The organism is Vibrio sp. FF266, assembly GCF_041439695.1.
Taxonomy (GTDB): Bacteria; Pseudomonadota; Gammaproteobacteria; order Enterobacterales; family Vibrionaceae; genus Vibrio; species Vibrio tasmaniensis_A.
This window is the reverse complement of the sequence record NZ_JBGOOO010000016.1, coordinates 68,322-82,015: the sequence shown is the minus strand read 5'-3', so window position 1 is coordinate 82,015 and position 13,694 is coordinate 68,322. Positions and strand designations below refer to the sequence as shown.

Below are 13,694 nucleotides of genomic sequence, written 5' to 3'. Positions count from 1 at the left end.
AATACAGTGACTTATCACATAGATTGAAGCTTGAGATAAAACAAGCAAACCTTCGGAGCGCAGAATGTCAGAAGTATCGTCATCGAATGTTAAAGAAGTAAGCCATGGATTTGTTTCATTGGTAGGTGCAGGTCCGGGCGACCCAGACCTACTTACACTAAAAGCCGCACGAGTGATTCAACAAGCAGACGTTTTGGTTTATGACCGCTTGGTATCAAAAGATATCTTAGCGATGGCTAATCCAGAAGCTGAAATGTTGTATGTGGGTAAGAAGCTCGATCACCACTGCGTACCACAAGATCAGATCAACCAACTATTGGTGACCAAAGCACAAGAAAACAAGCACGTTGTGCGTCTAAAAGGTGGTGATTCGTTTATCTTTGGCCGTGGTGGCGAAGAGTGCGAAACGTTAGCTGAGAATGACGTGAGATTTGAAGTGATTCCTGGCATTACTGCAGCCGCAGGAGCGACCGCATATGCGGGAATTCCATTGACTCACCGTGACCACGCGCAAAGCGTACAGTTTATTACGGGTCATTTGAAGAAAGATGGCGAAGATATTGACTGGCGTTCTCTTGCTCAACACAATCACACGATCGTGTTTTACATGGGCTTGAAAGAGAGTCCGAATATTCAGAAGAATTTACTCGATAACGGTATGCGAGAAGACATGCCAGTTGCGATTATCGAAAATGGCACTCGCCAAGAACAGAAAGTGTTTAGAGGTGGGCTACGTGACCTAGCTGATCTTGCTGGCGTTGCAAAGAGCCCAGCACTGATTGTGGTTGGAAGTGTTGCTCAGCTCCATGAAAAACTGGCTTGGTTTAACAAGCCAGCTTAAGTGATTGATGATCAAGCTTAGCTTGTTAGCTTGTTAGCTTGTTAGCTTGGTTGATGGTTAACCAAAGGCTTAGCTGACTAAGAATCAAATACTGCAGCGGCTACTCTGTCGCTGCATTTCTTGTTGGCGCATGGGCATTTCGTCAATAATATTAGTGATTAAACTCCAGTCGGTTTTACCACTCCACCTATGTTTCTCTTTCCCGTCTTTACCAATCAACACGGCAGTGTGTGAACCTTTGGGTATTCCATAACTGTTAGTCACTGCATCCAAATTAAACTCTTCAACTAACCATGCAGGAACGGTGTAGCCGCTTTCTGCGATGACCATGATTACTACATCTCGCTCGTCCAATTGACAATTGTTAATCAAGACTTCATTAAGAAACTCTTTTACGATCGAATCTTCTGTTGGAGCGAAATAAATAACACTGCGGTGTGGCAGAGCTTTGGAATGAGAGTAGGCTGGGTAGGCGTGTAACGAGTTGACTGACAGAATCATAAACATAACCGTGCTTGTTATTAGAGCGTTCAGTGGTTTGGAAATTACGTTTGTTACCGATGCCTTAGTTATCGCAGCCTTAGTTATGGCAGCGTTAGTTATTGCCGCGCAGCAACGTGTCAATACTGAGTCAATGGTGTCGCTGCCAAGGCATGATCTGATTATTTGTCGGTACTGCATGTTCCACCTTCCTCGATAAACCCAAACAAGCTCTAAGTTAATGGCAACTACGTTAAGCCAATAACAACTACGTTAAGCATAGCTAATGAGTTCATTTTTATTAAAGAAAGCGACTCGCATTTTAGAAGTGAATAGAATAGGGTATACGGAAAATCTAAAGGTATGAATTTATGGAAAACATAGCAATTTTGGTCGACGTTCAGAACGTTTACTATACAACACGCGATAAATACCGTTCTAACTTCGACTATAACCAGTTTTGGTATGTTGCCACGGAAGGACGTAACGTTGTCGAAGCCAATGCTTACGCAATCTCAAGCCAAGATCCTAAACAGCGCCAATTCCACCATATCCTTCGTGGTGTTGGTTTTAATGTGAAGCTAAAACCGTTTATTCAGCGTCGTGATGGTAGCGCCAAAGGGGATTGGGATGTCGGTATCGCGTTAGATGCGATAGAGCTTGCGGAGACGGTTGATACGATTGTTTTGGTATCGGGTGATGGCGATTTTGAAATCTTGGTAGAACGAATCAAAGAGCGCTTTGGAAAACCTGTTGAAGTGTATGGCGTTCCTGGGTTAACAGCTCAAAATCTTATCGATTCTGCCTCAAAATTTGTACCGATTGAAAAAGATTTTCTTCTATAGAGGAAATCACGCACTTTATAATTGAAATCAATAATAACGATAATTAGAATGCAAACAGTTCTTATTTATCGGTGTGTGAAATGTCTCGTGTTTTAGTTGTTGATGATGATATTCAGTTGTGTGAGTTACTGGGTGAAGTGTTGGAGAATGAAGGGTATCACGTTGATACCGTTCATTGCGGTGAATCAGCTCTAGAGTTTATTCAATCAAATCCTGTTGATTTAGTCTTACTCGATGTGATGCTCCCTAATTTAAGTGGTATTCAAGTCGCAAGACGTATTTGTCAGCGTTTTGCTACTCCTATACTTATGCTAACTGCGCTTAATGATGATGCCTCCATGCTAGATGGCTATCAAGCCGGGGCAGATCAATACATCGCTAAGCCTTTCAATGTTCCTGAGCTTTTGACCCGGATTAAGGTGATCTTACGCCGAGTTGGGTTTGAGCGACAAAGACAATCAATGGCTTCATCTAATCAAGGTTTGTGCGAGCAACTTACCCGTTTACCTTTAACCGGCACTGAAAAAGAATTGCTCGATTATCTGATCAAAAATAATGGTATCGTTGTATCAAAATCTGACTTGCAAGTACATGTATTGAAGAAAGAACTGTGTCCATTCGACCGTAACTTAGATATGCATATCAGCAACATACGTCGAAAATTGGTGCAGGCTGGCTTATCAAAGCAACATATTAAAACTGTGCGCGGTCAAGGCTACAGCTACCTAGAGTCGGTAGGAGTATGAGTAACTGGTTTCTACGGTGCCCTGGTTTCGTTATCAAGCGTAAGGATGGCTTAACGTTTCAGCTGTTCAGTTGCCTGACCGTGATTTTAGTCAGTATCCTCATCCTTCAAGGTGTCGCAGAACGAGCGCTGATGAAAGCCTTGTTGAAGGTACCTGAACCTGTCAAAGCTGAAATGTTGGATTTGGCTTATCAAGCTAATGTACTGATCGAAGAAGGGGACATGGATGAGCTTGCCGACTGGGGCAATGCCCAACGTTATTATTTATTCATTATCGATGAAAACAACCGACCTATTACCCACCGACACATGCATCCGCATTTTGAATTTAAGTTGAAGTACCTGCGTACATTAGACCATCAACTCAGTGATCGTGTGAGTAAGCCTATCTTCGGCTTGCCACTTGATAACGGCAATACACTCGTGATCCAACTGCCAGGGCAGTTTCATCCAGCAAAATCCTTTGCACCGTATTCCTACGCGCTGAAAGCTGTGATTGCTTTGATCGTGTTATCGCTGTTTTCCATTATTATGGCGAAAAGTCTGCAGCAGCCACTCGATCGTTTAAGGGAGGCCAGTCGAAGGCTCGCACAAGGAGATTTTTCAGTGAGTGTTGTGTCTGAGTTGGATTCAACTACACGTGAATTCAATGAGCTTGCCAATGATTTTGACCATATGACCTTTGAGATTAAGTCTCTGGCTGAAAAGCAGCGTCGTTTGATTCGTGATGTATCACATGAGTTGAGGACACCGTTAGCAAGGCAGAATCTCGCATTACATTTACTACGTAGTAAGGTCGATGAAAAAAGTATGGGGTTACTCGAACGGATGGAAAGCGAAACGGAAGAGATGAATAAGCTGGTGGGTGAAATTCTTGAGTTCAGTCGCCTAGAAACCTCTCGTTATGATTCTAAGTTAACTCCAATGCATCTTGAGCAGTATTGCTCAATGCTAATTGTACAGATGCAAAATGATTTGAAACCTAATCAAACTTTGACTGGTGATTTGGAAACAGCGACATCAATGGTTAATGTTGATGAGAGGCTACTTTTGAGGGTGATCAGTAACCTTGTAGGAAATGCGATCAAATACGCAGGGGGCAATGCGGATATTGTCGTCAAGACCTACGGGCAGGTCAATGATAAGCGTTACAGTGTCATTTCTGTGGAGGATGATGGTGAAGGTATTCCAGATAACAAGATTGCAGATATCTTTGACCCGTTTACCCGCATTGAGTCAGCCAGAGATAAACAGTCTGGTGGTTACGGTCTTGGACTCGCGATCGTTAAGGAAGCCATGGGAGTGATGAATGGGCATGTTACCGCTGAGAACAGAGAAGGTGGGGGACTTAGAGTGAACCTTATGTTTCCTATCGTAGATTAAGCGTTAGGCTCGGCACTCAACGCTCAGCCCCTGTAATGAGAAGATAGATGAGAGTTGAATCGTTTCGGCTCAAAGAGAACCCAATTAAAAACGCCACTTTATCAGCAGTGGCGTTTTTGTATACACGCTTTTCATTATCAGGCTAAGGCACAGCCATTAATTGCGCCTTGGCTTGAAAGTAAGAGCACCAGAGAAGCTAGATTATGCCTGTTGGCGTACTAGCTTTACTTCTTCTTCTTTTTCACCGGCTGCTGGGTTATTGAAGCGAGCTTCGTCAAAAGATCCTTCAGATTTAGCCACAATGATAGTTACGGCACTATCACCAGTGATGTTTACGGCAGTACGGATCATGTCAAGAAGACGGTCAACACCCATGATTAATGCGATACCTTCGAGCGGCAGTCCAACTTGGTTCAATACCATCGCCAACATAACAAGACCAACACCAGGAACACCTGCTGTACCAACAGAAGCCAGTGTCGCTGTTAGGATCACCATTAGGTAATCACCCATAGTCAGGTCGATGTTGTACGCTTGTGCGATAAACGCCGTTGCAACACCCTGCATGATAGCAGTACCGTCCATGTTGACAGTTGCGCCTAGTGGAACTGTGAACGAAGCGACTTTGTTGTCTACGCCCATGCGGTTTTTAGCCGTTTCCATTGTCACTGGAATCGTTGCGTTTGAAGATGCTGTTGAGAATGCAAACATGATTGCATCTTCCATCTTACGTAGGAACGTAATTGGGCTAAGGCCTGTAAACCCTTTAAGCATCGCACTGTAAGTTACTAAACCGTGTAACAGTAGAGTACCAGCTAACACTAAGAAGTATTCCGCTAGGTTCCAAATCGCGCCCAAGCCAAGGCCTGAGAACAGTTTAGCCATCAAGAAGAACACACCGTAAGGCGCAAGGTTCATCAGAAGAGCGACAAGCTTCATGATCACTTCGTTCAAGTCGGAGAAAACCGCGGCGATACGCTCGCCAGGTTTACCCGCTGCACTGATTGCAATACCAAACAATACAGCAAATACGATAACTTGTAGCGTTTTGCCCTCAGCCATCGCCTGAATAGGGTTGGTCGGGAACATGTCGATGATGACTTGGCCCAAAGAAGGAGCATCAGCTGATTTGAAAGAGCTCGCAGCAGTAAGATCCGCACCCGCTCCAGGTTGGAACAGGTTACCGATAGTCAATGCTAGAGTAATAGCAACGGCTGTAGTACCGATATAAAGTGCAAGCGTTTTGCCACCCATACGGCCAAGAGTTGATAAATCTTTAAGAGAGCTTGTACCGCACACGAGTGAAACGAAGACGAGTGGTACAACAAGCATTTTTAAACTGGCGACAAAAATCTGTCCGCCTACTTCAAAGAGTCCGTTAACGATGTAGTTGTTAACAAATCCGCTGTCTGCAAAAAGGGATTGAATGGCAAATCCCGTTAATATACCTACGACCATACCGAGGATAACTCGGCCAGTCAGAGACATAGGTTTCTTGGTATTCATTTAGAACACTCCTTATTATTTATAACTTTGATACCTTTCCAAAGTGAGCAGGAGATTAGCAGTCGGTTGATTAAATCGAAAAACAAAAAATGAGTTTGGAATTACAGATGTGATCATAATCACTGATAATTGTTCAAATAAAACAAAATAAAACAAAATAATTCACCAGTTATTTACATTTATCGAGTGTTTTATACAAAAATTCGTCGTTCTGAAGGTAATAAATAAGATAAGAGGAATTTGTTATAGATGTTTACTGATTACATTGACTGCGCAAATGGCGGTGTTTCAAAAAGTTTGGCGCAGAGAACCGATTTTTAATTTAAGTGTTCGTTAAATGACTGTATTGAATTGGTTTCTTTTAACTGCAGGTTAACGACTCGTCAGCTCGTCTTTACAAAACTTTACGAATGCAAAGAATGTAAATTTAATGCAAATAGTAATAGTTATCACTTATATTTCCCATCGAAATAATTCAGTGGTACCGGAAACGGTCTAACGGACACATCGAATAAATAACAAAGTGTTCGTCTAAAAGAATAAAAGTGGAGAAAAGGACATGTTTTCAAAAAAGCCATTGGCTTTAGTGATCGGCGCAGTATTAGCTTCACCAGCAGTATTGGCAGAAGCAGTAAAAACTGACGAACATATGGTTGTTGAAGGTCGTGATTACGGTTATAAAGCCGACACGAATACAACAGCAATGCGCATGGAGGCGACTCAATTAGAGACTCCAGGACAAGTTACGATTATCAGTGAGCAAATCATTGATGAGCAACGCGCAAGCACGCTTGGCGAAGTATTAAAAAATGATGCGTCAATTTCAGCGGGTTCTAAATCAACAAACCGTGAGCGCTTCAACCTACGTGGTTTCTCTCTAGGAAGCAGTTCTGGTTACTTGCGTGATGGCGTTCAACACTGGTCTCATTACCGTCAACCGGTAGAACTACTAGAACGCGTTGAAGTACTAAAAGGCCCAGCAGGTTTACTCTACGGTAAATCAGCACCAGGCGGCCTTGTTAACATGGTTACTAAGAAGCCAACGTATGAAACTCAAGTTAATGTGAGCCAAGACATTGGTTCTGACAACTACACTCGTACGACCGCTGATGTAAGTGGTTCATTGAATGATGACCAAACATTACGTGCTCGCGCTATAGTTTCAAAAGAAAATCAAGATTCTTACCGCACCCGCTTTGACGGCACAGATGTAGAGACAGAGCGTTTTGTTGGTGGCCTATTTGTTGATTACGATATCAACGAAGATGTGATGCTATCTGCGCATTACGACCGCACTCAAGAGCTGGGTGATTTAGATAACGGCTCTAAGATTGATAAGACAACGGGTAAAGCGATCAACCCAAATACGGTTAATGATCAACGTTTTGCACAAACAGATAACGATGTTGCAAACTACGGCGTGGGTCTTACAGCAAACTTAAACGATGCATGGTCGGTTAAGTCTGGCATTAACCGCCAGTTTTACGAGCGCCGTCGCACAGAGTCAAAAAACGAAGTTAAAGAAAACAAGAAAAACAAAACTTTCGGATATCAAGTTTCTGATCGCCATGATGAATGGACGTTCGATACGGCCTATGTAGATTTCACGGGTGATTTTGACGCTCTTGGCGTAAACCACCGTCTATTGGTTGGCGCTAATGGACTGCACTACGATTACAAGCGCTTATATGTACGAGATTATGCTTGTGAAAATGCATCAAAAGCAGATGCAATGAAAGAGTGTGGCAAAGGCTTTGATATGCCAGCGGACATTCATTACAAAAATGATGATTCACAATCGCACTCACAAAGCCAACACTACGGTCTATACGTTCAAGACCTTGTGACTTTTAACGACCAATGGCAAGCGCTTGCAGGTGTTCGTTTAGCTTACGATAAGACGATCAGCAACAAAGGCACGTCAAAATCGAAAGAGCAGACGTACAACAACCTTTTACCAAAATTAGGTGTGGTGTACTCACCGGCTGAAAATGGTTCAATTTATGCTGTTTACTCTGAAAGTTTTGAACCTGTAGGTGAAATCTCAAACCCGAAAGATGTGAACTTCGGTCAATCACAAAAGCCGAAACAAGGATCATTGTACGAGCTAGGCTCTAAGTGGGAATTGTTTGACGAGCGTTTATTCGTATCAGGTGCACTATTCCAGATCACACAAACGAACATGCAAGTTACAGAAGACCTTCCTGCATCTCATGCAAAAGATACTCGTACTACACAGGTGGGTGAGCAAGTTCACACCGGTGTGGAGCTAGCTGCGACGGGCTACGTGACGGATGCGTTCTCTGTAAGTGCATCAACAATGTTCTTAGATGCTGAATATAAGAATGACCCTGCTCTTAATGGTAAAACACCAGCAGACGTTCCTGAATTTACTGCAAGCATCTGGTCTACTTACGCATTCAACAACGGTACTGATGTAAACCTAGGTGTGTATCACGTAGGTGAGCGTTACACTGAAAGTGCTAACACATTTAAGAAAGACGCTTACACTCGTGTAGATGCTGGTGTTGCACATACTATCAAGTACGATGAGAACCTAGATTTTGTTGCACGCTTTAATGTAGAGAACCTGTTTGATACAGATTACCTAGAAGGCGGCAGCACACGTGGCGTTGTTGTTGGCGAAGGTCGTAACTACATGGCTACGTTACAGGTAAAATACTAATTTGTTAGTAGGGTACTATTGGTAGCTTAAATATTAAGGGGAAGGTTTCGACTTTCCCCTTTCTTGATTCTGCTATTTAGTAAAAATACCCCTAGCAATGCGAGTGGTTTTTAATGATAATGAGACTGCTTATCAATAAAACTCATTTGTTCTTCTTCTAAAGTAAATGACTACAATTATGAATCTTTTAAAAACTAGCCTAGCACTTGCCATCAATTTGGTTGCAACGTCATCGATGGCAAACAGCTTGGATCAAGCTCAATCAATTCAAAACAAGACCAATAACGCGTCGGCTTCGAGCCAAAAGGTTATTGATAAAAGCTCACAAGCAACATTATTGCTGCAAGCTGAGGTTGAGCGCCTGCAAGAAGAAGTGAAAAATTTAGAAATCTATCACGATCATCTTGCCGCATTGGTTAAGAGCCAAGATCAAGAAGCGCTGAGTATTGAAGGGCAGATCGACGAAATCAAACTAACACGTCAAGGTGTTGTGCCTTTAATGTACAAGATGATCGATGGTCTCCAGGAAGTTATTGAAAGCGATCTACCTTTCAAGACAAATAGCCGTCTGCGTCGCGTTGAAAAGCTGAAAGCGATGATGACTCGTGCTGATGTCAGTGATGCTGAAAAATATCGCCGTATTTTAGAGGCGTACCAAATTGAAGTGGATTACGGTATTAAGCTAAGTTCTTATTCAAGCCGTGTCGAGTTAAGTCAAGATAAAGTGCTTGAAGTTGATATTTTGCATCTTGGCCGCATTTCACTGGTCGCTCGTAACTTAAATGGTACCCAATATTGGTCTTGGGACCAAAATAGCGATCAATGGCAAGAGTTGGATTCTTCGATGAAATCTGAGTTGGACAAAGCGTACGATATTGCTAATAAGCAAGCGTCTCCAAGCTTAATTACTTTACCTGTTTCTTTAACTGTTGCGGAGGTTAAGTAATGTACTTAAAGCCATTAGCAGCATTGCTTTGCATTACGTCAATTTCATTTTCTGCTTTCTCTGCATCAGACACGACAGCTCAGCTTGTTAACAAAGCAAAATCAGAGAGTCGCACGCAAGCGTCTCATAACGTAATTCGTGAAGCTGACTTTAAAAAGACAGAACAACAACTCAAAGCGATCAAAGCACAGCTTGAAGCTAAACGTAGCTCTATTCAAGGTGCGACCGATGTTCTGACTCAGACATTCAGTGATAACGAAAACAAGCTTGCTCGTTTAGAAGAGAAACTGCGTTTAGAAACAGGTAGCTTAGGTGAGTTGTTTGGCGTTGTAAGACAAAATGCAAAAGACCTTGAACATGAGCTTACGGATACAGTAACTAACGTAGATCGCGCAGCGTATACAGAAACTGTTTATCAAATCGTGGACGCAAAATCATTACCGTCAATGCCCCAGTTAACAGGTCTTTGGTTGAGCATGATGGAGCAAATTCAAGCAAGTTCAGAGATAAGCAAGTCGACAGTTTCACTAGTTAATAGTGAAGGGGTCACTGAAAAGGCAGAAGCTTATCGACTGGGTTCTATTGGCTTAGTTGCTGAGTCAGGTTACGTATGGTGGGATGCTAGACATCAAGATGCAATAGTTTACTTGAAGCAGCCTTCACAAGGTCCAACACTGGCGTCGCTTTCTACTTTAGCTAATGGCGAAGTGTCTAACGTGGTCGTCGATCCCTCTCGTGGATTCATGCTAGAACAATTAGCTTTGGAACCAAGCCTAGCTGATCGTCTGCAAGCAGGTGGCCTAGTTGGTAAAGTTATTCTTGGCTTGTTGGCAATCGGCTTAATCATCGCATTGGTTCGTGGTATTTCTTTGGCTATCGCTCGTCAGAAGATTCGCGCTCAACTTAAAAAACCTGAACAAGCGGGAGACAACCCTCTGGGTCGTGTTCTTGCGGTTTACAGCAAAGAGAAAAATCAAACAGTAGAAGCATTAGAACTGCGACTTTTAGAAGCGGTAGTGGATGAACAAACTCACCTAGAGAAAGGTTTATCAATGCTGAAGCTTCTAGCTGCTCTAGCACCAATGCTTGGCTTGCTAGGTACCGTAACCGGCATGATAGAAACATTCCAAGTGATCACACAGTTTGGTAATGGTGACCCTAAAGTAATGGCGGGCGGCATTTCGATGGCACTTGTTACAACGGTACTTGGCCTTGTTGCTGCAATGCCACTGCTATTGGCACACAACATTCTGAGTACTCAGTCAGAGAACATTCGTAATATTTTGGAGAAACAGGGCATTGGCCTTGTTGCTGAGCAGGCAGAGAAGTCTATTGAACCAAGCGCTGTTGTTTCACAAGTTGGGACTGCCGCGTAATGGATATTTTGTCGGGTTCTCTATTACCAGCGAGTTGGTTAACGAGTAACTGGCTGCTGTCTTTATCAAACTTTATGGATCAGGGCGGTTTCGTCCTGTGGTGGCTAGCGGCTGTCGTCCTCGTTTTTTGGGTACTTGTGGTAGAACGTGTGCTTTATCTCGCGTTCTATTTTCCAAAGCAACGCCAAGCTTGGATTACAAAGTGGCATGAAAGAGAAGATCACTCTTCTTGGCATGCTAAAGCCATTCGTGAAGGTTGGTTGGGGCAAGCGAGTATCTTGCTTAACCAAAACTTGAACTTTATTAAGCTGTTAGTTGCTATTTGTCCGATGTTGGGTTTGCTCGGTACCGTAACCGGTATGATCTCCGTTTTTGATGTCATGGCGACTCAAGGAAGCAGTGATCCTAAATTGATGGCCTCAGGTATCTCGTTGGCAACTTTACCAACGATGGCGGGTATGGTTGCTGCATTAGCGGGCATGTTTGTTCATGCTCGTTTAGCGAAAGTCTGTAACCGCTTAGAATTGAAATTAGAAAAATCTTTAAGGAGTCAACGATGAGACTCGGTCGACGTCATTCTAAAAACGAAGAGGCTCAAATAGACCTTACTTCGATGCTTGATATCGTATTCATCATGCTTATTTTCTTCATTGTGACGAGTTCATTTGTTCGTGAATCTGGTGTTGAAGTCAATCGCCCGCAAGCTTCAAATGTAGTGAGCCAAAAAGATGCAGGTATCTTTGTCGCGATTACTTCTGCGAATGACATTTTCATAGATAAACGTGTTGTGGATGTTGAACGTGTTCAAGCGACGTTAGAACACTTGTTGCTAGAACAACCTGATGCTTCTTTGGTTATTCAGGCGGACGAGCATGCTTATAACGGTACGGTTGTTAAAGTGATGGACGCTGCCAAAGGTGCGGGTGTTAAAAATATTGCGCTTGCAGCTGAAAAGCGATGATCTTGGAGGATCTTAATCAATGATTCGCCTATTTCTTGCATTACCTTTAGCGGGAGCGTTGGGTTTAGCACTATTTTCTTTCATGGCTTGGATGGTCGATAATGGACACCAACGTTCGCCAGAAAATGGTGAGACGTTAAGTTTCAACATGGTGATGGTTGAACAAGAACAAGAAGTACAGAGAAGACAACGTGCAGTCCCGGAACAACCCGAAATGCCAGAGCTGCCACCGCAAGCGCAAACGTCTCAGTCGCAAGCTGAAGTAACGCCTCTGAATTCAATGTCTTCACTGTCTTCACTGTCTTCACTGGATTTGAATACTTCAATTGAAGGCCTAGCGATTAACGCTCCAACATTTTCTGATTTTGGGTCAAATCAACAGATAATGCCGCTTTATCGAGTTGAACCTCGTTATCCAGCAAAAGCGCTCAAGCGTGGCGCTGAAGGGTATGTCATTTTGTCTTTTACAATCGATGAAACAGGACGTTCTGTTGATATTCAAGTTACGGATGCAAATCCACGTCGTATGTTTGAACGTGAAGCGATAAGAGCACTTAAAAAATGGAAGTATCAACCTAAAGTCGTCGATGGAAAAGCGGTAGCTCAGGTTGGTCAAACCGTGAAACTAGAGTTTAAGTTGGCAAAATGATGAAACAGATATGGATATTAGTGGGCTTGTTGATAATGCCCCTTACAGTACCGGCAAAAGAGCTTACCCAATACACCGTTATTCGTGTTCAAAAGGCGAATAAACTTGCTCAAGAGGAGCACGTTAAACAGGCGATTGAGGTTTTGGCTAGTTTAGAGTTATCTAAAGGCTATGACAAAGCCTATGTCGCTCGCATGCTTGGTGTGTTTTACTGGCAAGATGGTAAAACAGAGACGGCAATCAAGCAGCTTACTTATGCAGTGGGTAGTGGCTTATTGGTCGATGAGCAAGCTTGGGCAACGAAACGTATGTTAGCTGATTTGCTGCTTAGCGAGCAGCATTTTAAAGCGGCATTACCACACTATTATGAGCTCGTTAAAACAGCACCGGAAGCTGAAAAGAAAGACACGCTATGGATGCGAATTGCTCAAGCTGAATACCAAATTGAAAACTGGACGAAAGTACTGGCGGCTATAGGTAATCATAACAAGTTTAATTCAAAACCACAGTTGTCGCCTCTCTCGTTAAAGCTGGGTGCTCAACTACAGTTAAAACAATGGAAGCAATCAATTCCTACGTTAGAAAGTTTAGTTGAACTTCAACCCGAAAAAGACAACTGGTGGCGTCAACTGGTCGGGATTCAGTTAAGGCTAGAACGTAGCCGAGATGCGTTGAATACCTTAGCGCTTGCTGAGCTACAAGGTGTTGAACTGAATAATTCAGACCGTCGGCTACTTGCTCAACTGTACGCGAAACGAGGCATCCCTGAGCGCGCTGCGCAAGAAATTAGCAAGTTAGATGACGCAAACAGCGATGTTCAACTTCTGGCTGAGCAAGCAACCTACTGGCAGCTAGCGAAAGAGTGGGACAATGCGATTGAAGTGTGGACGTTAGCGTCGAACATGAACACTCGATACCATTGGAATGTTGCTCAATTATTGGTTCAGCAAGGTTACTACAAGCGAGCTCTGGTTGTTTTAGACAAAGTGAAAGACAAGAACAAGCAAGCTGACGTTGCATTAGCGAAAGTACGTTCATGGTATAAGTTGAAGAACTTAGATAATGCTCTCGCTCAAGCTAAGCGCGCGAACAACATTGAACCGTCTTCTGAGGCTAAAGGCTGGATCAAATATTTGACCCAGCTGAGAACGGTCAGCGAAAGTGGAAACGCCTAATCACATATAGTTAGAAGCTAGAAAGCAGAGTACTAAATAAGACAGTGAAAGGGTGTCATTTGAATGTTCAAATGACACCCTTTTTTTGTATTCAATAGACT

14 protein-coding genes are annotated in these 13,694 nt (G+C 43.1%); 12 read left to right on the top strand and 2 right to left on the bottom strand.

Features of this window, described 5'->3' with window-relative positions; translation table 11 throughout:
* The first annotated feature begins 64 nt into the window (after positions 1-64).
* Positions 65-841 (top strand): uroporphyrinogen-III C-methyltransferase, encoded by a 777-nt coding sequence (gene cobA, locus ACED59_RS13755; protein ID WP_017098593.1) that lies wholly within the window; start codon positions 65-67, stop codon positions 839-841.
* An 84-nt stretch (positions 842-925) separates the two neighbouring features.
* Here the strand turns inward: cobA and ACED59_RS13750 are convergent, their stop codons facing one another.
* Complete coding sequence (locus ACED59_RS13750; RefSeq protein WP_241909476.1) at positions 926-1,414, bottom strand: DUF4174 domain-containing protein; 489 nt, start codon at positions 1,412-1,414, stop codon at positions 926-928.
* Here ACED59_RS13750 and ACED59_RS13745 point away from each other — a divergent pair.
* From ACED59_RS13745 to ACED59_RS13730, 4 genes are all read left to right on the top strand, one after another.
* Positions 1,380-1,541 carry a hypothetical protein gene (locus tag ACED59_RS13745; RefSeq protein ID WP_240798291.1) on the top strand — a complete coding sequence of 54 codons (162 nt, stop codon included), beginning with the start codon at positions 1,380-1,382 and terminating at the stop codon, positions 1,539-1,541. The genes ACED59_RS13750 and ACED59_RS13745 overlap by 35 nt on opposite strands.
* Before the next feature lie 151 nt (positions 1,542-1,692).
* Positions 1,693-2,166 carry an NYN domain-containing protein gene (locus ACED59_RS13740; protein ID WP_009845414.1) on the top strand — a complete coding sequence of 158 codons (474 nt, stop codon included), beginning with the start codon at positions 1,693-1,695 and terminating at the stop codon, positions 2,164-2,166.
* 80 nt (positions 2,167-2,246) lie between these two features.
* Positions 2,247-2,912, top strand: a complete 666-nt coding sequence (locus ACED59_RS13735) for a response regulator transcription factor (protein ID WP_012600578.1) — start codon at positions 2,247-2,249, stop codon at positions 2,910-2,912.
* Entirely contained in the window at positions 2,909-4,294 is a 1,386-nt protein-coding gene (locus ACED59_RS13730) for a sensor histidine kinase (RefSeq protein ID WP_017098591.1), read from the top strand. Before ACED59_RS13735 ends, ACED59_RS13730 begins: the two co-directional genes overlap by 4 nt.
* A gap of 201 nt (positions 4,295-4,495) precedes the next feature.
* On the opposite strand, the gene ACED59_RS13725 is transcribed toward ACED59_RS13730, so the two are convergent.
* Positions 4,496-5,800 (bottom strand): dicarboxylate/amino acid:cation symporter, encoded by a 1,305-nt coding sequence (locus tag ACED59_RS13725; RefSeq protein WP_017098590.1) that lies wholly within the window; start codon positions 5,798-5,800, stop codon positions 4,496-4,498.
* Between the two features lie 559 nt (positions 5,801-6,359).
* Between ACED59_RS13725 and ACED59_RS13720 the strand changes: the two genes are divergently transcribed.
* The 7 genes from ACED59_RS13720 to ACED59_RS13690 all read left to right on the top strand — a co-directional run bounded on the left by ACED59_RS13720 (position 6,360) and on the right by ACED59_RS13690 (position 13,593).
* Entirely contained in the window at positions 6,360-8,486 is a 2,127-nt protein-coding gene (locus tag ACED59_RS13720; protein WP_017098589.1) for a TonB-dependent siderophore receptor, read from the top strand.
* 178 nt (positions 8,487-8,664) lie between these two features.
* Entirely contained in the window at positions 8,665-9,432 is a 768-nt protein-coding gene (locus ACED59_RS13715) for a DUF3450 domain-containing protein (RefSeq protein ID WP_017098588.1), read from the top strand.
* Positions 9,432-10,808, top strand: coding sequence for a MotA/TolQ/ExbB proton channel family protein (locus ACED59_RS13710; RefSeq protein WP_017098587.1), 1,377 nt, complete (start codon positions 9,432-9,434; stop codon positions 10,806-10,808). Before ACED59_RS13715 ends, ACED59_RS13710 begins: the two co-directional genes overlap by 1 nt.
* Positions 10,808-11,368, top strand: a complete 561-nt coding sequence (locus tag ACED59_RS13705) for a MotA/TolQ/ExbB proton channel family protein (protein WP_009845407.1) — start codon at positions 10,808-10,810, stop codon at positions 11,366-11,368. The genes ACED59_RS13710 and ACED59_RS13705 overlap by 1 nt, the downstream gene beginning before the upstream one ends.
* Entirely contained in the window at positions 11,365-11,769 is a 405-nt protein-coding gene (locus ACED59_RS13700; RefSeq protein ID WP_004731145.1) for a biopolymer transporter ExbD, read from the top strand. The genes ACED59_RS13705 and ACED59_RS13700 overlap by 4 nt, the downstream gene beginning before the upstream one ends.
* Positions 11,770-11,788: 19 nt before the next feature.
* Entirely contained in the window at positions 11,789-12,418 is a 630-nt protein-coding gene (locus tag ACED59_RS13695) for an energy transducer TonB (protein WP_371705002.1), read from the top strand.
* Positions 12,415-13,593, top strand: coding sequence for a lipopolysaccharide assembly protein LapB (locus ACED59_RS13690; RefSeq protein WP_017098585.1), 1,179 nt, complete (start codon positions 12,415-12,417; stop codon positions 13,591-13,593). The genes ACED59_RS13695 and ACED59_RS13690 overlap by 4 nt, the downstream gene beginning before the upstream one ends.
* The last annotated feature ends 101 nt before the right edge of the window (positions 13,594-13,694 follow it).

Bases quoted from the DNA above. Each gene is read 5' to 3' on its own strand.
- ACED59_RS13700 (WP_004731145.1), top strand. From the start codon at position 11,365: ATGAGACTCGGTCGACGTCATTCTAAAAACGAAGAGGCTCAAATAGAC.
- ACED59_RS13715 (WP_017098588.1), top strand. From the start codon at position 8,665: ATGAATCTTTTAAAAACTAGCCTAGCACTTGCCATCAATTTGGTTGCA.
- ACED59_RS13695 (WP_371705002.1), top strand. From the start codon at position 11,789: ATGATTCGCCTATTTCTTGCATTACCTTTAGCGGGAGCGTTGGGTTTA.
- ACED59_RS13725 (WP_017098590.1), bottom strand. From the start codon at position 5,800: ATGAATACCAAGAAACCTATGTCTCTGACTGGCCGAGTTATCCTCGGT.
- ACED59_RS13740 (WP_009845414.1), top strand. From the start codon at position 1,693: ATGGAAAACATAGCAATTTTGGTCGACGTTCAGAACGTTTACTATACA.
- ACED59_RS13705 (WP_009845407.1), top strand. From the start codon at position 10,808: ATGGATATTTTGTCGGGTTCTCTATTACCAGCGAGTTGGTTAACGAGT.
- ACED59_RS13690 (WP_017098585.1), top strand. From the start codon at position 12,415: ATGATGAAACAGATATGGATATTAGTGGGCTTGTTGATAATGCCCCTT.
- ACED59_RS13720 (WP_017098589.1), top strand. From the start codon at position 6,360: ATGTTTTCAAAAAAGCCATTGGCTTTAGTGATCGGCGCAGTATTAGCT.
- ACED59_RS13710 (WP_017098587.1), top strand. From the start codon at position 9,432: ATGTACTTAAAGCCATTAGCAGCATTGCTTTGCATTACGTCAATTTCA.
- cobA (WP_017098593.1), top strand. From the start codon at position 65: ATGTCAGAAGTATCGTCATCGAATGTTAAAGAAGTAAGCCATGGATTT.
- ACED59_RS13730 (WP_017098591.1), top strand. From the start codon at position 2,909: ATGAGTAACTGGTTTCTACGGTGCCCTGGTTTCGTTATCAAGCGTAAG.
- ACED59_RS13735 (WP_012600578.1), top strand. From the start codon at position 2,247: ATGTCTCGTGTTTTAGTTGTTGATGATGATATTCAGTTGTGTGAGTTA.